We start from the raw sequence: 19193 nt of genomic DNA, 5'->3' as shown, positions 1-19193 counted from the left end.
TCCTCAGGCCCGTGTGGCGGCGTTCCCGGTCCGGGGCCTCGTGGAGGTCCTCGCGCTGGCGGCGGTGTATCTGGTGGCCGCGAGGGTGGCCCTGTCGCTGGCCGCGGAGCAGAGCCACATCTGTCCCGTGTGGTTGCCGTCGGGCGTCGCCCTGGGTGGGCTGCTGCTCCTGGGCGTGTCTCGCTGGCCCGCGGTGGCGCTGGGCGCGGGCGCGGTGGCGTACGCCATGGGGGTGACTCCGGGGGTGGGGCTGTCCGTCGTGCTGGGCTCCACGCTGGAGGCGGTGCTGCCAGCGCTGCTGTTCCAACGGATGGGGGGCGCGAGGGAGCTGCACCGCGTGCGCGACGTGGTGTGGCTGGGCGCGGGCGCGGGGCTGGGGGCGCTCCTGGGCTCGGGGATGGGCACGCTGGGGCTCGTGCTGGGCGGGGTGGTGCCCGCCGCGGAGTGGGGCGCTTCCGGCTGGCTGTGGTGGATGGCGGACCTGCTGGGCATGCTGCTGGTGACGCCGGTGCTGCTCTTGCGCAGGCCGCGGCGCATGGCGCGCTCGTGGGAGGTGCTGCTGCTCACGGCGCTGACGGTCATGGTGTGCGTGGGCGTCTTCGCCTTCCCTCGGCCGGGCTCCGCCGCGGCGCACGCGATGACGTTCCTGCTCTTCCCGCTGATGGCCTGGGGGGCCCTGGGCTTCGGGCAGCGGGGGGCGGCGCTGTCCTCGCTCTCCATCGCGCTGGCGGCCATCGCCGGCACGGCGCGGGAGCTGGGCCCGTTCTTCACGGTGGACCTGCCGCACCGGGGGCTGGTGGTGCTGCAGCTCTTCATCGGCATCACCGCGCTGACGGGCCTGTTGCTCGCGGCGGCGCGCGCGGAGCGCCGCCAGGCGGTGGAGCTGCTGGAGTTGTTGGCCACCACCGTGCGCGCGGTGCACGAGGGCGTGCTCATCTGCGAGGTGCGCGAGTCGGGCGGCCTCCACACCGTCTTCGTCAACGAGGCCCTGTGCGCGCTGGTGGGCCGGCGGCGCGAGGAGCTCGTCGGCGCGGAGCCGGGGGAGCTGCTGGCGTCCGCCGACGGCGGGGACCGGCAGCGGCTGTTGGAGGCGCTGCGCGAGGAGCGCTCGCTGCGCGCGGAGGTGGCGCTGACTCGGCCGGACGGCACGCGGGTGTGGAGCGAGATGCAGCTGTCCCCGGTGCGCGCCAACGGCCAGGCCGTGACGCACTTCGTGGCGACCCACCGCGACGTCACCGCGACCAAGGAGCTGCAGGCGCGGCTGGTGGCCGCCGAGCGCGTGGCGGCCGTGGGCACGCTGGCCGCGGGCGTGGGCCATGAAATCAACAACCCCCTGGCCTACCTGGCGCTGAACCTGGAGGCCGCCCGGAAGAATCTGGCGGCGAGCCTCGCGGCGGAAGGGGCGCAGCCTCCGTCTGGGGTGCGCGACGCGCTCTCCAGCGTGCGCGGGGCCCAGGAGGGCGCGGAGCGCATCCGCCTCATCGTCCGGGACCTGCAGGTGTTCAGCCGCGAGGGCGCGCCGGAGCGCGGACTGGTGGACCTGAACGCGCTGGTGCCGCCCGCGGTGCGCGTGGTGCTGCACGCCCTGCGCTCGCGCGCGCGGCTGGTGGAGGACTTCGGACCGGTGCCGCGCGTGATGGGCAGCGAGGCGCGGTTGGGGCAGGTGCTGCTCAACCTGCTGGTGAACGCCCTGCAGGCCATCCCGGAAGGGGACCCCGGCCGCCACGAGGTGCGCGTGCGCACCCGCACGGACGCGTCCGGCCATGCGCGCGTGGAGGTGGAGGACACGGGCGGCGGCATCCCGCCGGACGTGCTGCCGCGCATCTTCGACCCGTTCTTCACCACCAAGGGGAGCGACGAGGGCACCGGCCTGGGGCTCGCCATCTGTCAGCAGATTGTCCGCACGCACGGGGGCGAACTGAGCGTGCACAGCGTGCCGGGCCAGGGCGCCACCTTCACGCTGCTCCTTCCGCCCGCGCCCGTGCAGAGCGCGGGGAGCCCGCCGTCGCTGCACGCGGTGGCGCGCGATGAGGAGACTCCAGAGCCGGCGGCCTCCGGGCGGCGCGGGCGGGTGCTCATCGTGGACGACGAGCCCCGGCTGGCGCAGTCCATGCGCCTGCTCCTGGAGCCTGCCCACGAGGTCGTCACCGTCACGCGCGGCGAGGACGCGCTGGCGAAGGTGGCCGCGGGCGAGTCCTTCGACGTGGTGCTGTGCGACCTTCAGATGCCGGGCATGGACGGCATCGCGGTGTACCGGTGGCTCCAGCAGGAGGCGCCCGCGCTGGCGTCTCGGATGGTGTTCATCTCCGGAGGTGCGTCATCCCCGGAGGCGCGCGCGTTCGTGGAGACGGTGGCCCTCCAGGTGCTGGAGAAGCCGGTGCGCCCGGACGTGCTGCTGTCCACGGTGGAGGCGGTGCTGGAGGGCAGCGCCCCAAAGCTGGCGGTGGGCGGTACGCGCCGCGGCCAGGCCCGCTGAGTCAGCTCAGACGCGCAGCCACTTGCGCGCGGTGGGGCCGAAGAAGCGCACCACTCCGCCCACCAGGAAGAAGCGCACCGAGCGGCCGATGATGGACGCCAGCAGGAAGCGCTCCAGCGGCACCGACACCAGGCCGCTGCCGATGGCGACGATCTTGAACGGCGTGGGCAGGATGGAGCACAGGAGCGCCAGCACCCAGAAGTTCTGGCCCAGCAGCTCGCCCACCGTGCCGGACACGCCGAAGCGGTCCACTCGCACGTTCAGGTCGATGTGCAGCAGCTGGGTGATGCCCTCGCCCACGAACGCCCCCAGGCCGTAGCCGATGAGGCCGCCCACCAGGCTCGCCAGGGTGCCCAGCAGGCAGTAGCGCACCCACTTCTTCGGCTGGGCCAGGACCATGGGGACCAGCACCGCGAAGGGCGGGATGGGGAAGACGGAGCCATCCACCACCGACACCGCCATCATCGTGGCGAGCGCGTGCGGGGTGGAGGAGGCGGCCTCCACGCGCAGGTACAGCCGGCGGTACCAGGACAGCTTCGGGGCGTCAGCGGCCGGGGTGGCCGGGGAGGTCTGGGAGGAAGGCTCGGTAGAGGACATTCGGGGGCGCACCCTAGCGGAACCCGGGGCCCTTGCCACCGGGACCCCGGGCCCGGGCGCCTGCCTGATTGGAATGCGCCCCATGCCCCGGGGGCTTACACACGGGGAAGGGTGACCATGACCGCACAAGAAACCGTGGAACGCGCCGCCGGTGCGCTGAAGGTGTTTCCCCTGCCGTCGGCGGTCCTGTTCCCGCACACCGTGATTCCCCTGCACATCTTCGAGCCGCGCTACCGGGCGCTGGTGAAGGACGCCCTGGCCACGGACCGGGTGCTGGCGCTGGGCCAGCTGGAGCCGGGCTGGGAGGGCAACTACGAGGGCCGTCCGCCGCTGCAGCCCCTGATGTGCGCGGGCGTCATCGTCTGGGACGAACAGGTGGAGGACGGGCGCTACAACATCCTCCTGCAGGGCGTCAGCCGCGTACAGATGGTGAAGGAGCTGTCGCCGGACACGCTCTACCGTCAGGTGCGCGCCCAGGTGCTGGCGGATCCGCTCTACACCGGGCCGGAGGAGGAGCAGCTGCGTCAGGCCGTCTTCGAGCTGGCGGGCAGGGTTCCGCCCTCGTTCGCGGAGAGCCTGCTGCCGGTGGCCGCCCGCGCCGGTGGGGGCATGCTGGCGGACGTGGTGGCGTCCGCGCTGGTGCCGGAGCCCGGACGGCGCCAGGAGCTGCTGGGCGAGCTGGACGTGCGCCGCCGCCTGGAGCAGGTGCTGGTGGACGTGAGCGACCTCTTGAGCCAGTTGCAGCCGGTGCGCCCCAGCGGACCGCTGAACTAGCCAGAGGCCCTCCTGGCGGGGGAACTGAACGCCTCGGGGCCCAGGGCCGCATCATCCGCTTGCCCTGGCCCCCCCATGCGCGCATTGCTCGGGGGCGTCACGCCTTCTTGAGGGAGAGCGACGCACCATGCGGCTCGTGAAGATTGGCATCGCCAGCGTCAACACCACCGTGGGCGCCTTCCAGGCGAACACCGACCGGGTGCTGGACCTGGCGAGGAAGATGGCGGCGGACGACGTCACGCTGGGCGTCTTCCCCGAACAGGTGATTGCCGGCTACCCCGCGGAGGACCTGGTCCAGTGGCAGGGCTTCATCGACCACCAGTGGCCGGAGCTGGAGCGCTTCGCGAGGGAGACCGCGGCGCTGCCGTTGGTGAGCATCGTGGGCGTGGGCGTGGCCCACCAGGGCGTGCGCCTCAACTGCGCCGCGGTGGTGGCGGGCGGCAAGGTCCTGGGCCTGGTGCCGAAGGAGAAGCTGCCCACGTACAACGTCTTCTACGAGGGCCGCACCTTCGGCCACGGCCAGCCGGGCATGGCGGAGACGCACCGGGGCGTGCCGCTGGGTGACTACCTCTTCCAGTTCGACTTCGGCACGCTGGCGCCAGAGGTGTGCGAGGACATCTGGAGCGCGGACGGCCCCATGCGACGGCGCGCGTACTCCGGCGGCGAGCTGGTGGTGAACCTGTCCGCGTCCCCCTTCCGCCTGGGCTTCTGGGAGACGCGCCGCGAGCTCATCGCCACGCGCGCGTCCGACCACCAGGTCACCATCGCCTACGCGAACGCGGTGGGCAGCAACGACGGCCTCATCTTCGACGGCGGCGGCTTCATCAACCAGAACGGCCGCCACGTGCTGGAGACGCCGCGCTTCCAGCAGGGCTTCAGCTCCGCCGTGGTGGACCTGGACCGCACGCTGCGCCTGCGCACGGAGAACACCACCTGGCGCGTGGACCGCGAGGACTGGGTGACGGCCGGTGGCAGGAAGGTGCCCACCCTGGACTGCACGCAGGCGGTGAAGACGCAGCGCCAGAAGCTGACGTATCCCGTGCCCGCGCACCGCAGCTTCTTCCTGCCCGCGCCGGACACCCGCCGCACCGCGCGCGTGGCGCTGTGCGAGGACATCCTGGACGCGCTGTCGCTGGGCGTGGGCGACTACTTCGAGAAGACGCGCGCCTTCAAGCTGTTCGGCATCGCGCTGTCGGGCGGACGGGACTCGCTGCTCACGCTGCTCGTCGCGCACCGGTACGCGAAGCGCGCGCGGCCGGACAACCCGGGCTCGCTCATCCAGGCGTTCTACATGCCCAGCCCGTACTCCAGTCTGCAGACGCGCGACGCGGCGGAGACCATCGCGCGCGAATTGGGCGTGCCCTTCCAGGTGGTCTCCATCGAAGAGGCCTTCGAGCGGGAGAAGGCCGCCGCCCAGACGATGCTGGGCGAGACGAAGCTCACCCCCATCACCGAGCAGAACATCCAGGCCCGCATCCGCGCCCAGCGCATGTGGAACTGGAGCAACTCCTGCGGCGGCCTGTTCCTGCAGACGGGCAACATGAGCGAGAAGTCCGTGGGCTACACCACCATCGGCGGCGACCTGATGGGCGCGCTCGCGGTCATCGCCAACGTCCCCAAGACGGTGGTGATGTACCTGCTGGACTACCTGCAGGAGACCACCGGCTACGAGGGCATCCGCAAGGTGCTGGCCAAGCCCGCCGGGCCGGAGCTGGCGCATGATCAGGTGGGTGAGGAGGAGCTGATGCCCTTCCCCATCCTGGACGCGTGCTTCTACCTGCACGCGGGCGAGAAGCTCACCCCGTCGGAGATGCGCACCGCGCTCACCGCGATGTTCCCGGAGGTGGATGCGGACCGGCTGGGCGGGTACGTGGACCGCTTCGTGCGCCTGTTCCATCAGTCCATCTACAAGTGGGTGCAGGCGCCGCTGTCGCTGCACATCGGCAATCTGGACCTGGACCGCGAACGCGCGCTGCAATTGCCTGTCGTCACCGGTTCGGCCTGGCTGCGGCAAGCGTGACGGATGTCTATTGATGTCTGTCTTTGACGGTGGACGGGGAGGCGTTCAAGCCCCCCGCCCCCGTGAAGTGGCTCTGAAGCCACGCCTTCCCCCCTGGAGGGCAAGCGGGCAGGTCGGCTGTCTTTAACCACCTGTGCAAGGCTTGCCGGATGTCCCTCGCACGACAACCTTCATGTCAGTCAGTCGACGAAGGAGGGTTGGATGAAAGCGAAGATTCTGGCGGGCGCCATCGCGGCGCTCATGTATGGGACGGGCGCGGGTGCGGCGGAGAAGGATTGCCCTCCAGGGCAGGCCGCGGTGCACAAGGACAAGAACAAGGACATGTCGGCGCAATCCCCTCAGGGCGGGGTCCAGGAGGAGGACCTCACCATCGAGGAGGCGCCGGTGGATGAATCGCTTCAGGGCACGGGCGGCAGCGGCTCGTCCGGGTCGATCGATGAGTCCTCGAAGAGCAGCAAGAACCTGGGCACCAGCGACCAGGGCCTGAGCAGCCCCAGCTCCAGCGGCACCGGTAGCAGCGGCGTGGTCTACCTGAACACGCCGATGCGTTGCGAGCCGGTGAACCCGTCCGGCGTGGGCGGCAGTGGCTCCAGCGGCGTCGAGCCGCAGAGCGAACCGATCGAGCCGGCTCCTCAGGCGCCGCCTCCCGCGGCGCAGCCTCCCGCTCCGCCTCCGCCTCCGTCCGGCACGAGCAGCGGTGGCATGAGCCAGCGTGACAGCTCGCTGCACGGCGAGCCGGCCACGGGCGGCAGCGGCGTGACCACGCCGCCTCCGAGCTACACGCCCTCGGCGTCAGCCAATGAGGAGATCCAGCCGCTGGAGGTGGAGAAGAAGAGCAAGAACAACAAGAAGGGCCTGACGCTCCTCATCGGTGGCGGTGTGGAAGGCTACACCGGCGCCCTGGCTCCGCAGCTTGCTCCCGGTCCCTCCGCGGCCGTGACGGCGTCGCTCAAGCCGACGTCCGTGCTGGGCATCGAAGTCGGCTACTCCGGCGCGTTGAACAACATCAAGAACGCGGGCTCGGCGGGCGCGGATGACGGTCCGGACCTGGTGCGCAACGGTGGTCAGGCGGCCCTGACCCTGGCCGTGACTCCGACGGCGGTCCAGCCCTACCTGCTGGGCGGCATCGGCATCAGCAACTACCACTTCCGCGGCGGTGAGTCGCTCGGCTACAGCGACGACACCGTGGGCAACGTCCCGGCGGGCGTGGGCGTGCGCGGCCACTTCGGCCGCTTCACCGCGGACCTGCGTGGCTACTACAACTTCCTGTTCGACAAGCAGTTCGCTCCGGACATCGCTCCGGGCGGCAGCGACCCGTCGGGCGGCGGTAGCTACACGACCACGCTGAACGTGGGTGGCACGTTCTGACCTGAAGTCCATGGCAGGACCTGGCGGCGGGGTGTCCGGAATCATCCGGGGCCCCGCCGTCACCTTTATTCCGGTCCAGGGCGGGGCATTCAGGGAGGCAGGAGGCTGCGCCCGGCATTAGAGTGCCCATCTTTCCACGGCGGATTTCCGCCTTGAGGAGCCTGGCATGAGCTTGGGAGTGGAAGACGTGAAGGTCGGGACCGGGGCGGAAGCGGTCTCGGGCAAGCGGGTGACGGTGCACTACGTGGGCACCCTCACGGACGGCAAGAAGTTCGACAGCAGCCGGGACCGCGGTCAGGGCTTCACCTTCGGGCTGGGCGCGGGCCAGGTCATCCAGGGCTGGGACCAGGGCGTCGCGGGCATGAAGGTGGGCGGCGTCCGCAAGCTCACCATCCCGCCGGAGCTGGGCTACGGCTCGCGCGGCGCGGCCGGTGTGATTCCCCCCAACGCCACCCTCCTGTTCGAGGTGGAGCTGTTGGACGTCAAGTAGGAGGACTTCATGGCGACGCTCGAAATCACGAAGGACAACTTCAAGGAGACGGTGGGCAAGAGCGGCATCGTCATCCTGGACTGGTGGGCGACCTGGTGTGGTCCCTGCCGCGCGTTCGCGCCCATCTTCGAGAGCACCTCCACCAAGCACGCGGACATCGTGTTCGGGAAGATCGACACCGACGCGCAGCCGGAGCTGTCTGGTGCTTTCGAGATCCGTTCCATCCCCACGCTGATGGTGTTCCGGGACGGCATCCTCCTGTTCGAGCAGCCGGGCGCGATGCCGGCGGCGGCGCTGGAGGATCTGCTCCGGCAGGTCCGCGGGCTGAACATGGATGACGTGCGGCGCGAGGTCGAAGCGCAGCGCGCCGCGAAGGAAGCCCCCAAGGCCTGAGGTCCCGCCGGGGCCTTCCTGCGTGACGGGGAGGCCCTACGGCGCGGCGACGGTGCAGACGCCGCCGCCGTTGAGGTGCGCCTGATCCACGATGCTCTGGGTGACGAACTCCTGGAGCGTGCGCAGGGCGTAGGCGCCGGGCTGGTAGACGACAGGCTGGCCCTGGGCGTCGCGCAGCTCGCCGCCGTCCAACCCGCGCAGGTCGAGCAGGTCCTGGGAGGCCAGTCCCTCCGGCGTGATGGCGTGGTTCGCGTCCGCGGTGGCGGCGATGGCCTCGAAGCGCAGCTGCACGCCGCGGTGGGTGCCCAGCCGGTCGTAGAACATGTGCTCGGCGTGGATGGTGACCTCCGCCTCCGCCACGGAGTTCTCCGGCACGACGATGCCCTGGGTGCCGTCCACGCCGTTGATGCAGTCCACCATCCGCGCGTCGACGGGGAAGCCCATGCGGAAGGTGTAGAGGCCCAGCGTGGGGTCGCGGTTCTGCGCGCGGCCCTCCACGAAGTAGCTGAAGCCGCGCTTACGCATCATCGCCAGGTCGTCCGCTGACACGGACGTGCCCGCCACGGTGCGGGCCTCCGGAGGGCTCACACGGAAGGCCACGCCGTAGCGCCCCGCCTCCAGGCCCGTCAGGCCGGTGAGCGGCACGTCCCCCTTCTGCACGTCCACGAGCAGGTGCTCCGTCGTGGCGTGCACGTCGCCGGCCGCGGAGGTGAGGGTGAAGTCGCCCAGGGACACCAGGTACTTCGTGAACTGCACGGACCAGCCGTCCTGGAAGAGGTGATCCGCGTAGCCGCGCTGCGTGCCGTCCCCGCCGCTCAACGACACCCGCACGTCGCCTCGCGCCACGGCGTCACCGCAGCCGGAGGCCATGAGCGCCAGCGCGCCTGGCAGCAGGCCCCGGGTCCACTTGCTTCGTCGGTTCATGCATCCGGTTGGTATTTGTAACTATGTTGCAAGTCAAGTCTGGGTTGCGATATCCACGGACGGCCGTTGGAGAGGCTGCCCGTGCCGGGTGGGCCCCGAAGGCCGAGGTCGTTGCCCGTGTTCATCCCGACGCTGGTGCTCTGGCTGTTGAGCGCGTCGCCCGAAGCGCCCGTGACGCCGCCCGTTCCCGTGGAGGCACCGCCGCCCGTGATGCCGGCGGACGTCCCACCGTTGACAGAGGCCGTGCGGGTGCTGCTGCGGCTGACCATCGACAGCGGGGGCGAAGTGTCCCAGGTGGAGGTGCGCGAGTCCGGGGGCACCGCGTTCGACCGGGCCGCGATGTCGGCGGCCCTGCGCTGGCGCTTCCAGCCTGCGTGCCAGGGAGAAGAACCGCTGGAGGTGCGGGTGGACGTGCCGGTGATGTTCGAGCCGGTGGCCTCGTCGCCTGTGGTGGAGGTGGAGGAGTCCGCACCCCCTCCGAAGCCGGAGCCACCCGCGTTCTCCACCACGGTGCGGGGGCAGTCCGTCGCTCCGCCTCCAGTCGCGGTGGGCGACTTCCACATCACGGTGGGGCAGCTGGCGGACGTGCCTCGCAATTCAGCCACGGACCTGATGCTGCTGGCGCCGGGGGTGATGCTGGCCAACCACGGCGGGGAAGGGCACGCGGAGACTGTCTACCTGCGCGGCTTCGACGCGGGCGAAGGCAAGGACGTGGAGATCCGCCTGGACGGGGTGCCCCTCAACGAGGTCTCCAACGCCCACGGTCACGGCTACGCGGACACGTACTTCATCATCCCGGAGCTGGTGCAGTCGCTGCGCGTGACGGAGGGTCCGTACGATCCGTCCCAGGGCGACTTCGGCGTGGCGGGCACCGTGGAGTACCAGCTGGGGCTGGAGCAGCGGGGCATCACCGCGTCCGCCAGCTACGGCAGCTTCGCGTCGCGCCGGTTGTCCCTGGTGTGGGGCCCACCCGAGTCCACCGCCGCCACCTTCGTCGGCGTGCTGCTGCGCCAGGGGCACGGCTTCGGTCCCAACCGCGCGTACGCGAACGCGGGCCTGATGGCCCAGACGGAGCTGCGCCTGGGCCCGGAGACGAAGCTGCGCCTGTTCGGCGCGAGCTACGGCGCGCGCTATGGCTCCGCAGGCGTGGTGCGTGAGACAGACGTCGTGGACGCTCGGCTGCCGTGTGAGCCGGATGCGGACTCGCAGTTCTTCTGCCTCTACGATCCGAACCAGGGCGGCGCGAGCCAGCGCCACATGGCCTCCGTGGAGCTGACGTCCCGGCTGGAGCGCGGAGGCCGCTTCGTGCAGCAGGCCTTCGCCATCGCCCGGCAGATGCGCAGCCGCGAGAACTTCACCGGCTTCCTCCAGGACACGCCTCCCATCGGCGAGGCCCAGCGCGGCGACAACACGGAGCAGTCCTATCAGGGCACCACCGTGGGCCTGCGCGGCCGCTACACGCCGGGCCTCACCTGGTGGGGGCAGCCGCAGCCGGTGGAGCTGGGCTACGTGGCCCGCTACGACAACGTGCACACCCGCGCGCGGCGCCTGCGCGACAAGGGCGGCGCGCCCTACGCCACCGTGTTCGACAACCAGGTGCGCGTGACGAACCTGGGCGCGTACCTGTCCCTACGAGGCGCGCCACTGGAATGGCTCACGCTGCGCGGCGGCGTGCGCGTGGACACGTTCCTGTTCGGCGTGGAGGACCTGAACCGGCCGGCGGAGGACCGGCAGGGGGCTCGCATCCCGGAGGAGTCCGTGGAGGCCTATGGCTTCTTCGCCAGCCCTCGCGCCAGCGCGGAGGTGCGCCTGACGCCGCGCCTCACGTGGTTGACCAGCGCGGGCCTGGGGGCGCGCTCCAGCGACGCGGCGGGCCTGTCCGACGCGGAGTTCGCGCCCTACGCGCGAGTGACATCCGGGGAGACGGGCCTGGGCTGGCGGTGGGGCGACGGTCCGTCCTCGCTGGAGCTGCGAAGCGCGGTGTTCGCCACGCGCGTGTCGCAGGACCTGGTGTTCAGCGAGACGACGGGGCGCAACCAGCCCATTGGCCCATCGCAGCGGCTGGGCGCGTTCGGCAGCGCGCGCTTCCAGTGGGAGCAACACCTGGACGTGCAGGCGAGCCTCGCGTGGGCTCGCGCGACGCAGCCGTTGCCCGGGGCGCCCTCATGGAGGCTGTGGGATGGCGCGGTGTTGCCGTACATCCCGCAGTTGCTGGGGCGCGTGGACGCGTCGTGGCGGGGCACGGCCACCGTGGCCCGGCAGCCGGTGGGGTGGAGCGTGGCGCTGGGGCACAGCGCCATCGGGCCCAAGCCCCTGCCGTTGGATCGCTACAGCGAGTCCATCTTCCTCTTCGACGTGGCGGCCCGAGCGCGCTGGCGCGCCGTGGAGCTGGGCCTGTCCGTGGAGAACCTGCTGGACGCGCGCTGGCGGGAGTCCGAGTTCAACTACGTGTCCAACTTCCGTGGCCCCGATGCGCCCGCGTCCCTGCTGGCCACGCGCCACTTCTCCGCCGGTGCACCCCGCACCGTGCGCGGCACCCTCACCGTGTACCTGGACCTCCAGGAGGACCGGCCATGAAGCACTACTCGCGTCGTGCCTTCACGTGGATGTTGGGCGGAGCGCTCGCGGCGGGCTGTGGCCTGTCCGGCACTGGAGGCCGGAGCATCACCTTCCGCATGGGGCTGCGCACGGCGCTCGCGTCCGGTGAGTCCACCGTCGGCGCCTTCACGACCGACACCGGCTGGCGCGTGACGCTCACCACCGCGCGCCTGGTGCTGGGGCCCATCTACTTGTTCGAGAAGGCCTCGCCCCTCCAGCCCCAGGCCCTGCTGCGCCGCCTGGGAGATGTGCTGCTGCCCACCGCGCACGCGCACGAAGGGGACTTCTTCTCCGGGGGCCGCGTGCTGGGCGAGTGGGACAGAGAAGGGGTCTTCGACCTGCTCGCGGACGCAGGGCAGGCGCGCGTGTTGGGGCGCTCTCCTGGCATCGCGGGCATGGCGCTGTCGCTGTCGCTGCTGCTCCAGCCGCCATCGAGCGCCCTGGGAGCGGAGGCGGACGTGATGGAGGGGCGCTCGCTGTTCCTGGAGGGCGTCGCGACCCAGGACTCGGTGCGCGTGCCCTTCCGCGTCGCGATGGACTTCCCGCCGCCCGTGGAGCTCCAGCGCGTGGACTTCGTGCCCATCGAGGTGGACCTGGATGACGAGGGCCTCTTCGTCCTGGAGCCGCAGCCGCACCGCTGGTTCACCGGCGCGCGCTTCGAGCGGCTGACGGTGCCCGCGGATGGGACGCCGGTGGAAGTGGGGACGGACACGCAGGTGTACCGGGCGCTGAGCGTCAACGTGCGCCGCTTCGACGCATTCACGGGCGCGTGGGAGCCCGCGGTGTGATTCACACCTGCGTCCAGAACGGCGCGAGCACCAGGTCCGCCTTGCCGAAGGGGTCGGCGCGCACGCGGTCCTCGCTCACGAAGGTGTTCAGCAGCACCCAGCGCTCGTGGTCCTGGCGGAACACCTCCACCACGCGGTGCACGGGGTTGATGATCCACGCGTGTCGGATGCCCGCGCGGGCGTAGCGCGGCAGCTTGATGGTCAGGTCCAGCTTCGCGGTGGCGGGCGAAAGCACCTCGCAGACCCAATCCGGCACGCGGTCGATGAACGAGCCATCCGGCAGTGTCGGCGGCCGTCCGCTCATCCAGCCCGCCAGGTCCGGGACGAGCACGTCCTCGCCCAACAGCAGCCGGGGCTCGGAGGTCCACCACCAGCCCTCCGGCGCGCGTCCCATGAGCGGCGTCATGCCCTGCTTGCGCGTGATGGGTGGCGACGAGACGTAGAGGATGCCATCCAGTGCTTCGCCCACCAGGTAGTGGGGCAACGTCTGCACTTCCTCGTGAGGGGCGAGCGTCCTTCGGGGAGCGGCGTGGCGCATGCGGTAGGCCTCCGGGTCCGAGAGATACCGTCACCGTAGCGGGCAGACCTTCACGCGGCATTGGACCGGCGGGGTGGCCCACCTTGTCCTGGTGGACGCACGCCCTCCCCTCGGGCTGAGGGGGATTGCTATTCGCGCTCCAGCACGAACTGGAGGTGCTCCGTGGCCACGGGACCGAACTGGAACAGGTGGATCTGATCCCCCGGCTCCGACGTGAACGTCACCGTGTGCGTGATGCCGGCGCAGATGAACCGCGCGGGGGCGAGCACCGACGCCACGTCCGTCCCCGCCGTGTCGTTGGTGACCTTCGTGGGGACCTGCTGGTTCAGGTAGAGCGTGACGTGCTCGGCGTTCTCCGGGTCGGAGATGAAGCCCGTGTAGCCACCGAAGCCCGACTCACCCGGGCGCAAGGTGACGTCGTAGCGCGCGTGGCCGGTGTGCGTGTCAGGCGGGAAGTCGAAGGGCGTGCGGCCCGCGGTGACCGCCTCCGGCGTGTTGACGAGCGTGTGCGTGCACGCGTGCTCCAGCTCCGGGGCGCGCTCGCCGGTGGTGAAGTCCAGCGCGGTGTCGCCGCCCAGCCCCACGGTGGCCGCTGCCAGCGCCCGTCCGGCCGCGTCCTTCAGCGCGTCCAGCGCCAGGGCGTGGTGCGTGGAGACCTCCAGCGGCCGGGTGCTCTCCTCGGTGCGCGGCACGGTGACGGTGAGCGTGCGCGCGTCCTCGGACCAGGTGCCGGTCAGGACGCGGGCGGGCACGGTGGTGTCCGTGCGGTCGTGCAGCGTGACCTGGGCGGCGGACGGGTCCATGGGCTCGCTGAAGGTGAGCATCAGCACCTTGCGGAAGGCGATGACCGGCGTCTGTCCGGACGCGTCCAGGTACATCTCCAGTGGGTAGACGTCCGTCTCGCCCTCGGAAGGATGGGCGGTGGTGACGGTGGCGGTGGACGCGGTCGTGCCCGCGTCGGTGCCGGTGCCCGCATCGGAGCCCGCGTCCGTCGGGAGGCCGGCGTCTGGCGTGACGATGGGGGCGTCGTCATCGCAGCCGCTCAGCGCGAGGGCGGCACAGGTGGCGAACAGGAAGGTGGCGGAGGAGAGACGCATCGAGGGGAGTCCTTCATGCATGCAGGGAAAGGCCCGCGCCGGAGCACCGTTCCGAGGTGAGATGCTCCGGCGCGGGAGCGGACCCGCTCAGGGGAGCGCGGTCAGCACTGCGACCCATCGCAGTTGTCGTCGATGCCGTTGCCACAGATCTCCGTGGCGCCCGGGTTGATGCTGGCGCCGGAGCCCGGGGTGTCGTTGCAGTCGAAGCGCTGCGTCGTGTAGCCGGAGGGCGGCGTGCACGCGGTGAGGACGGACGTGGCGTTGTTGCCGTACCCGTCACCGTCCGCGTCCTGGTAGTAGCGCGTGCGCGTGTCGTTGAGGAACTCCGGCACCACGGTGAGCGCGTTGCCGGACGCCGGCCCCGCCGCGAGGATGTACGTCGTGCCCGCCGTCAGGTCGTAGACGGACACGTGCGTGAGCGAGCACCCCGAGGACGACACGGTGTGCGTCAGCGCGGAGGGCACCGTGGCGCTGGTGGCGCCGTTGACGACGGTGAAGGCCACGTTCTGCGCCCGGTAGAATGCGTATGAACCGGTGGTGGCCGGCACGTACGTGACGGAGCCCTCGGCGCCGGACGGCAGCGCCAGGTCATAGGCCTTGTGCTTCGTGCTGATGGCGGGCGCGCTGGTGACGCGAGTGGCGCTCGCAGTGACGGACACGTGGTCCGTGGGGTTGCCGGAGTGGGTGCACGCGTGCGTGGTGATGCCCGTGCCCAGCGACGTGCAACCGGCCTCCAACTCCTGTGAATCCTGCGCCTCGAAGGAGGCCTCCGGCGCCTCCTCCATCGGTCCGCAGGCCGTCAGGCCGAGCGACAACAACGCGCCCAGCGCGATGCGCTTCATCTTCAACATGGGTGTTTCCTTTCGGGATGCCGGGCGCGGCGGAGTGCCAGGCGGACAGGAAGCCGCCGGTGCGTCCGGTGACTCACTCATGCCGTAAACGCAACTTGGTTGCAATAATGCCCGGTGCGATTCAGCCCATCACTGGAGGTGTTCGATGACGAGCCCGAGATTCGTGAGCGCGGTGGGGCCGAAGGTGACGGTGTACTGGACCTTGTCCGTCAGCTCGTAGCCGACCATCTGCCTCAGGCCATCGCAGAAGCCGCCCGTGGCCTGGGTGCCCATGGGCTCCACGACGCGCTCGCCTTCCTTCACGGCGACGGCGACGTCGGGCGTGCTCAGGTAGAGGATGAAGTCACCGCTCGCCCAGGCCTTGAAGCTGAAGGTGCCCACGGACTGGCCGTTCTCCGGGCGCAGCTGGACGGTGTAGTGCGTGTGGAAGTCGTCCACGCGCGGCTGCCGCTCCGGCGACGCGGTGACGGTGGCGAAGGGGCCATTCGTGACGTGCCAGCAGGCGTGCTCGCCATTGTCCCCGAAGTCGAAGTCCGTGCGCGGCACGTAGTCCGGGTCCGCCACGCAGGACAGGCCTGATTCGCTGGCCAGGTAGCCCCGGTTGCAGTGGCACCAGTCGCCCTCAGGTTCGCGGTGGATGTGGCCGTTGGGGGCGCATGGGTCGCCCTGCTCCTGGGGCGTGTCGTCCGGGCTGGGCGAGGCGTCGTCGCCGCAGGCGGTCAGGACCGCGAGGCCGCCGGCCAGGAGGAGGGCTGGAAACGGGGTGCGCATGGGGCTGCCTCATCGGAATCCGTGATGTAGATGCAATTGAGATACAGAAGTTTTTGGATGTTGGGAAGGCCCGTGGGCCTTGGAGGTGTCCACGGGCCTTCACTCACGAGGGCCTACTCTTCGTGGTGGTCGTGGCCCGTCTCCTCGACGACGAGGAGGAACGTGGCGGGCTGGGGAACGACGGCCGCGAAGTCCAGGCGGTAGTCCACGCCGCCCTCCAGGTCGGCCGTGACGGCGGTGCGCAGGTTGCCGCAGACCTCCTGCGGGACGTGGTAGCGGCACTCGAGGCCGACCTCCTCATTCGTGGCCGCGTTGAAGACGCGGACGGCGCGGTAGCCGGAGGTGAGGAAGGCGTACTCGGTGGACTCTTCCGGCGTGAAGATGACGGAGCCCGCGTAGCCCAGCGTCCACTTCTGGTAGCTGATGGCCGGCAGGGTGACGTTGTACGCGGTGTGCCCCACGCTCACGTCCACGAAGGACGGGCCGCCATGGGGCGCGGCGGTGACGGACTCGAAGGGACCGTATTCGGCGTGGATGCAGGAGTGCTCGGCGACCTCCTCCAACTCCTCCGTGTCCTCGCAGGCGGCGAGCAGCTCCGACTCTTGGGTGACGGGGGCTTGCGACTCCGGGGCGGGAGCTTCTTCGGTCCCGCATCCGGCGAGCAGGACGACGGCGCCAGCGGCGAGCAGGGCATGCTTCAACATGGACATGGGGGGCCTTGGGTGGGTACCGCGGGTGAAGGCAGGACCCGTAATAAGTGCCATAGGGATTCACATGCAATCAAGTTGCATTTAATGGGCGGTGTCCGGGGAGTGTCGTGCGGGGCGGGCTGTCACCTCGATTCCACGAAGGAGGGCTGTTCCTGGGGCGCTGGCATGCCGAAGATGGGGCGCTTTTCTCCCGTAGGGCTGGAGGTGCCGTGAAATGAGAGGGCCGTCCTTCTTGTCGCGCGTCCTGGTGTTGTCCGTGCTGGTGCTCCCTGCGTTGGCGCAGGCGGGCTCGTATCTCCGGGTGGTGAGCTGGAACCTCCGCCACGAGGGATGGGCGGCCGAGCAGACCTACCTGGATGACGCGAAGCAGCTGTGGAACCAGTTCGGTGCGAACAGCAACTCGAACAATGGCTGTGACCTGGTGTTCCTCCAGGAGGTGATGGACGCGTCCGCGGCGACGGCCATCGCGACGAACCTGACGCAGGTCTCCGGGGTGTCGTGGACGGCGGTGGTGACGCCGCTCATCGGCCGGTCGTCCTACAAGGAGCACTACGCGGTGCTGTACCGGACGGACACGGTGTCGCTCTTGTCCTCCACGGTGTGGACGGACACGGGGGACCTGTTCGAGCGCGAGCCGCAGGTGGTGAAGGTGCGCCACGTGCCCACGGGCGCTGACTACACCTTCCTCAACTGGCACGCGGTGTGGGGCACGGCGGCGGACCGCACGCTGGAGGCGCAGGCCATCGACGGCGTGTTCGCGTCCGTGCAGTCGGCCAGCACCTCGGACCAGGACGTCATCCTCGTGGGCGACCACAACATGGCCTGCACCCACGCGTCCTGGAGCCAGCTGAAGGGCTTGTCGCCCGCGGTGACGTGCAAGCTGGACGTGGCCACCACCATGAACACGTCCGGTGGCTACGCCAACGCGTACGACCACTTCTGGATGCAGGACACGTACGTGACGGAGTTCTCCAGCACGGGCCGCGACTACATCGCGAACCCGCTGGACTACGTCACCCGGCTGTCGGACCACGCGCCGGTGTGGCTGTCCCTGTACTCCAACAGCGACACGGACTGACGCCGCATGCGCTTGAAGCGGGTCCTGGGCGGGATGTTGGTGGTGGTGCTCGTGGGCGTGGGCTTGTGGATGCTGTTGCGTCCCGAGCCCGCGTCACCGCTGGCGCCGCCATCAGCTCCTGTGTCCACGTGGGTCGAGGACGCTGGTGTGCTGGAGGCGGCTCATCCAGTGGAGGCCGCGGCGGCCTCGGACGCGGGCCTGTGGCTGACGGCGACGCTGGAGGGGGCGCATCCGTTCGCGGGTGAGGCGCGCGTGGGCGCGGCGTTCATCATTGAAGGGGATGAGGGGTGGTGGGAGGAGGAGAAGCGGCAGAAGGCAATCAGCCTCGTGGGCCCTTCGAGCCTGGAGGACCTGGCCAACGTGCGTGAGTGGATGACTGCGCCGGCCACCGCTTCGTCGCAGGGAGGCGTGGTGGGGCCCGTCGCCGTGCCGCCCGCGCCGCGCTACCAGGTGGTCGCGTTCGAACCGGACGGGACCTTCTGGTGGGCGGACTTCGTGCCGGGCGCGTTGCCGAAGACGGGCACGTTGAACGCGGGCGTGCTGCGAGCGAACCGGCCCACGGGCGTGAGCATCCGGTTGGACGGTGCCCGGAACATGGAGGGGGCGTTCTCCGTGCGCATCGAACGCGACGTGGATCCCCACGACGCCGAGCGGGCCAGCGCCCTTCAGCCCATGCTGGCGCTGGTGAACCCGGACCTGGGCTGGGCGCTCGTGAATGGCTCGCCGGTGCCACTGAGCCCGGACGCGGACACGCGCCTGGCGCCGCTGCCTCCGGACCGCGGGGTGAGGCTGTGGTTGCGCGCGCCCTCGGGGCGGGAGGGTGGCCCGGTCGAGGTGCGCCTGCGGGAAGGCACCGTGACCCCGGTGACGCTGGACGTGGCGCGGCTGTTCCCCGAAGGCCTGAGTCGCGCGGTGACCCTTCGCGGACGGGTCCTGCTGGGGAACACGTCCCGGTCCGGTGGGCGGATGGTGAGCTGGCCGGGCGGAGAGGAGCCGGTGGACGCGGACGGGCGCTTCACGATCCCCGACGTGCCGGCATGGCGAGCGACGCGCTTCAACGTCTATCGGGGACTGAAGGAGGAAGGCCGTCCGGCGGCGCCTTCGATGTGGGACTTCGACTTCACGCCAACGGAGGAGATGCGGGGCGTGGTGGACGTCGAGTGGCGCGTGCCGTTGTACCGGTGGTTGGTCGTTAGGATGGATGGCTTCACGCGAGCGCAGTTGAAGGAGCGCGTGGTGCCGCCCTATCCGGTGTACCTGCTGGAGCGTCGCGACGCGCAGGGCCTGTGGAGCGCGGTGCCTTCGCGGGAGTTTGTTCCGGAGGAGGACGGCATGGCGGTGTCCCTGCTGGAGCCCGGGACCTACCGCGTCCAGGTCGCGTCAGCGCCCTATGCGTCACGGCCCAGCAGCGTGGCGCAGATGGGCGCGGACGACACGAGCGTGGACGTGCGGCTGTCGCCAGCGCCTTCCGCCGGCGCGTCCTGTGAGGTTCACGTCACCCATCAAGGACGTCCCGTGGCGGGAGCCCTGGTGATGGTGGGCGGAAAGTATCGCTCGATGCCTCCCATGCGCGGAGAGACGGACAGCGCGGGGCACTGGCGGTTGGGCGCCGTGACCTCGGACGTGCTGCCGATGTTCGTGCAGGGCGCCGGGAATGAATGGGAGGGCGACGGAGCGGAAGCCTGCCTCCGCTCGGGCGTCGTGGAGGTGCGGCTGTAGA

The 19193-nt window shown here is 70.5% G+C and carries 17 protein-coding genes; 10 read left to right on the top strand and 7 right to left on the bottom strand.

Features of this window, described 5'->3' with window-relative positions:
* Positions 1–13 precede the first annotated feature (13 nt).
* Entirely contained in the window at positions 14–2476 is a 2463-nt protein-coding gene (locus GTZ93_RS22395) for an ATP-binding protein (RefSeq protein WP_315967342.1), read from the top strand.
* A 6-nt stretch (positions 2477–2482) separates the two neighbouring features.
* Here the strand turns inward: GTZ93_RS22395 and GTZ93_RS22390 are convergent, their stop codons facing one another.
* Complete coding sequence (locus GTZ93_RS22390; protein ID WP_121762262.1) at positions 2483–3073, bottom strand: YqaA family protein; 591 nt, start codon at positions 3071–3073, stop codon at positions 2483–2485.
* A gap of 117 nt (positions 3074–3190) precedes the next feature.
* Between GTZ93_RS22390 and GTZ93_RS22385 the strand changes: the two genes are divergently transcribed.
* The 5 genes from GTZ93_RS22385 (at position 3191) to trxA (ending at position 8118) form a co-directional block, all read left to right on the top strand.
* The gene (locus GTZ93_RS22385; protein ID WP_120580390.1) at positions 3191–3847 is read left to right on the top strand and encodes an LON peptidase substrate-binding domain-containing protein; all 657 of its coding nucleotides are present in this window, start codon (positions 3191–3193) and stop codon (positions 3845–3847) included.
* A gap of 127 nt (positions 3848–3974) precedes the next feature.
* On the top strand, positions 3975–5867 hold the full coding sequence (gene nadE, locus GTZ93_RS22380; RefSeq protein ID WP_139916803.1) for an NAD(+) synthase: 1893 nt from the start codon (positions 3975–3977) through the stop codon (positions 5865–5867).
* Between the two features lie 201 nt (positions 5868–6068).
* The gene (locus tag GTZ93_RS22375; protein WP_180946034.1) at positions 6069–7235 is read left to right on the top strand and encodes a hypothetical protein; all 1167 of its coding nucleotides are present in this window, start codon (positions 6069–6071) and stop codon (positions 7233–7235) included.
* 166 nt (positions 7236–7401) lie between these two features.
* A complete protein-coding gene (locus GTZ93_RS22370; protein ID WP_120580393.1) occupies positions 7402–7725 on the top strand; it encodes an FKBP-type peptidyl-prolyl cis-trans isomerase in 324 nt (107 codons plus the stop codon).
* A 9-nt stretch (positions 7726–7734) separates the two neighbouring features.
* Positions 7735–8118: a thioredoxin gene (trxA, locus tag GTZ93_RS22365; RefSeq protein ID WP_120580394.1), complete on the top strand. Its 384-nt coding sequence runs from the start codon at positions 7735–7737 to the stop codon at positions 8116–8118.
* A gap of 36 nt (positions 8119–8154) precedes the next feature.
* On the opposite strand, the gene GTZ93_RS22360 is transcribed toward trxA, so the two are convergent.
* A complete protein-coding gene (locus GTZ93_RS22360; protein WP_139916799.1) occupies positions 8155–9042 on the bottom strand; it encodes a hypothetical protein in 888 nt (295 codons plus the stop codon).
* A 117-nt stretch (positions 9043–9159) separates the two neighbouring features.
* On the opposite strand from GTZ93_RS22360, the gene GTZ93_RS22355 reads away from it, so the two are divergent.
* Positions 9160–11619 (top strand): TonB-dependent receptor domain-containing protein, encoded by a 2460-nt coding sequence (locus tag GTZ93_RS22355; RefSeq protein WP_180946035.1) that lies wholly within the window; start codon positions 9160–9162, stop codon positions 11617–11619.
* Positions 11616–12428, top strand: coding sequence for a hypothetical protein (locus GTZ93_RS22350; RefSeq protein ID WP_139916795.1), 813 nt, complete (start codon positions 11616–11618; stop codon positions 12426–12428). The genes GTZ93_RS22355 and GTZ93_RS22350 overlap by 4 nt, the downstream gene beginning before the upstream one ends.
* 1 nt (position 12429) lies before the next feature.
* On the opposite strand, the gene GTZ93_RS22345 is transcribed toward GTZ93_RS22350, so the two are convergent.
* From GTZ93_RS22345 to GTZ93_RS22325, 5 genes are all read right to left on the bottom strand, one after another.
* A complete protein-coding gene (locus tag GTZ93_RS22345) occupies positions 12430–12966 on the bottom strand; it encodes a Uma2 family endonuclease (RefSeq protein ID WP_120580398.1) in 537 nt (178 codons plus the stop codon).
* 128 nt (positions 12967–13094) lie between these two features.
* Positions 13095–14063 carry a hypothetical protein gene (locus tag GTZ93_RS22340; RefSeq protein WP_139916793.1) on the bottom strand — a complete coding sequence of 323 codons (969 nt, stop codon included), beginning with the start codon at positions 14061–14063 and terminating at the stop codon, positions 13095–13097.
* Positions 14064–14164: 101 nt separating this feature from the next.
* The gene (locus GTZ93_RS22335; protein WP_139916791.1) at positions 14165–14914 is read right to left on the bottom strand and encodes a putative metal-binding motif-containing protein; all 750 of its coding nucleotides are present in this window, start codon (positions 14912–14914) and stop codon (positions 14165–14167) included.
* A gap of 129 nt (positions 14915–15043) precedes the next feature.
* Positions 15044–15685: a hypothetical protein gene (locus tag GTZ93_RS22330; protein ID WP_139916789.1), complete on the bottom strand. Its 642-nt coding sequence runs from the start codon at positions 15683–15685 to the stop codon at positions 15044–15046.
* A gap of 113 nt (positions 15686–15798) precedes the next feature.
* Entirely contained in the window at positions 15799–16395 is a 597-nt protein-coding gene (locus tag GTZ93_RS22325; RefSeq protein WP_257979071.1) for a hypothetical protein, read from the bottom strand.
* Positions 16396–16609: 214 nt separating this feature from the next.
* Here GTZ93_RS22325 and GTZ93_RS22320 point away from each other — a divergent pair, with 214 nt between their 5' ends.
* Together GTZ93_RS22320 and GTZ93_RS22315 are read left to right on the top strand one after the other, a co-directional pair.
* Positions 16610–17473, top strand: coding sequence for an exonuclease/endonuclease/phosphatase family protein (locus tag GTZ93_RS22320; protein WP_120598118.1), 864 nt, complete (start codon positions 16610–16612; stop codon positions 17471–17473).
* Positions 17474–17479: 6 nt separating this feature from the next.
* Positions 17480–19192 (top strand): carboxypeptidase regulatory-like domain-containing protein, encoded by a 1713-nt coding sequence (locus tag GTZ93_RS22315; protein WP_139916787.1) that lies wholly within the window; start codon positions 17480–17482, stop codon positions 19190–19192.
* Position 19193: the final 1 nt, after the last annotated feature.

This window comes from Corallococcus exiguus, from assembly GCF_009909105.1.
Taxonomy (GTDB): Bacteria; Myxococcota; Myxococcia; order Myxococcales; family Myxococcaceae; genus Corallococcus; species Corallococcus exiguus.
This window is presented reverse-complemented; position numbering and strand designations above follow the sequence as displayed.

Excerpts from the sequence above, each read along its gene's own strand:
- nadE (WP_139916803.1), top strand. The coding sequence starts at position 3,975 with ATGCGGCTCGTGAAGATTGGCATCGCCAGCGTCAACACCACCGTGGGC.
- trxA (WP_120580394.1), top strand. The coding sequence starts at position 7,735 with ATGGCGACGCTCGAAATCACGAAGGACAACTTCAAGGAGACGGTGGGC.
- GTZ93_RS22325 (WP_257979071.1), bottom strand. The coding sequence starts at position 16,395 with ATGTCCATGTTGAAGCATGCCCTGCTCGCCGCTGGCGCCGTCGTCCTG.
- GTZ93_RS22360 (WP_139916799.1), bottom strand. The coding sequence starts at position 9,042 with ATGAACCGACGAAGCAAGTGGACCCGGGGCCTGCTGCCAGGCGCGCTG.
- GTZ93_RS22375 (WP_180946034.1), top strand. The coding sequence starts at position 6,069 with ATGAAAGCGAAGATTCTGGCGGGCGCCATCGCGGCGCTCATGTATGGG.
- GTZ93_RS22350 (WP_139916795.1), top strand. The coding sequence starts at position 11,616 with ATGAAGCACTACTCGCGTCGTGCCTTCACGTGGATGTTGGGCGGAGCG.
- GTZ93_RS22340 (WP_139916793.1), bottom strand. The coding sequence starts at position 14,063 with ATGCGTCTCTCCTCCGCCACCTTCCTGTTCGCCACCTGTGCCGCCCTC.
- GTZ93_RS22335 (WP_139916791.1), bottom strand. The coding sequence starts at position 14,914 with ATGTTGAAGATGAAGCGCATCGCGCTGGGCGCGTTGTTGTCGCTCGGC.
- GTZ93_RS22345 (WP_120580398.1), bottom strand. The coding sequence starts at position 12,966 with ATGCGCCACGCCGCTCCCCGAAGGACGCTCGCCCCTCACGAGGAAGTG.
- GTZ93_RS22320 (WP_120598118.1), top strand. The coding sequence starts at position 16,610 with ATGAGAGGGCCGTCCTTCTTGTCGCGCGTCCTGGTGTTGTCCGTGCTG.
- GTZ93_RS22330 (WP_139916789.1), bottom strand. The coding sequence starts at position 15,685 with ATGCGCACCCCGTTTCCAGCCCTCCTCCTGGCCGGCGGCCTCGCGGTC.
- GTZ93_RS22390 (WP_121762262.1), bottom strand. The coding sequence starts at position 3,073 with ATGTCCTCTACCGAGCCTTCCTCCCAGACCTCCCCGGCCACCCCGGCC.
- GTZ93_RS22315 (WP_139916787.1), top strand. The coding sequence starts at position 17,480 with ATGCGCTTGAAGCGGGTCCTGGGCGGGATGTTGGTGGTGGTGCTCGTG.
- GTZ93_RS22370 (WP_120580393.1), top strand. The coding sequence starts at position 7,402 with ATGAGCTTGGGAGTGGAAGACGTGAAGGTCGGGACCGGGGCGGAAGCG.
- GTZ93_RS22385 (WP_120580390.1), top strand. The coding sequence starts at position 3,191 with ATGACCGCACAAGAAACCGTGGAACGCGCCGCCGGTGCGCTGAAGGTG.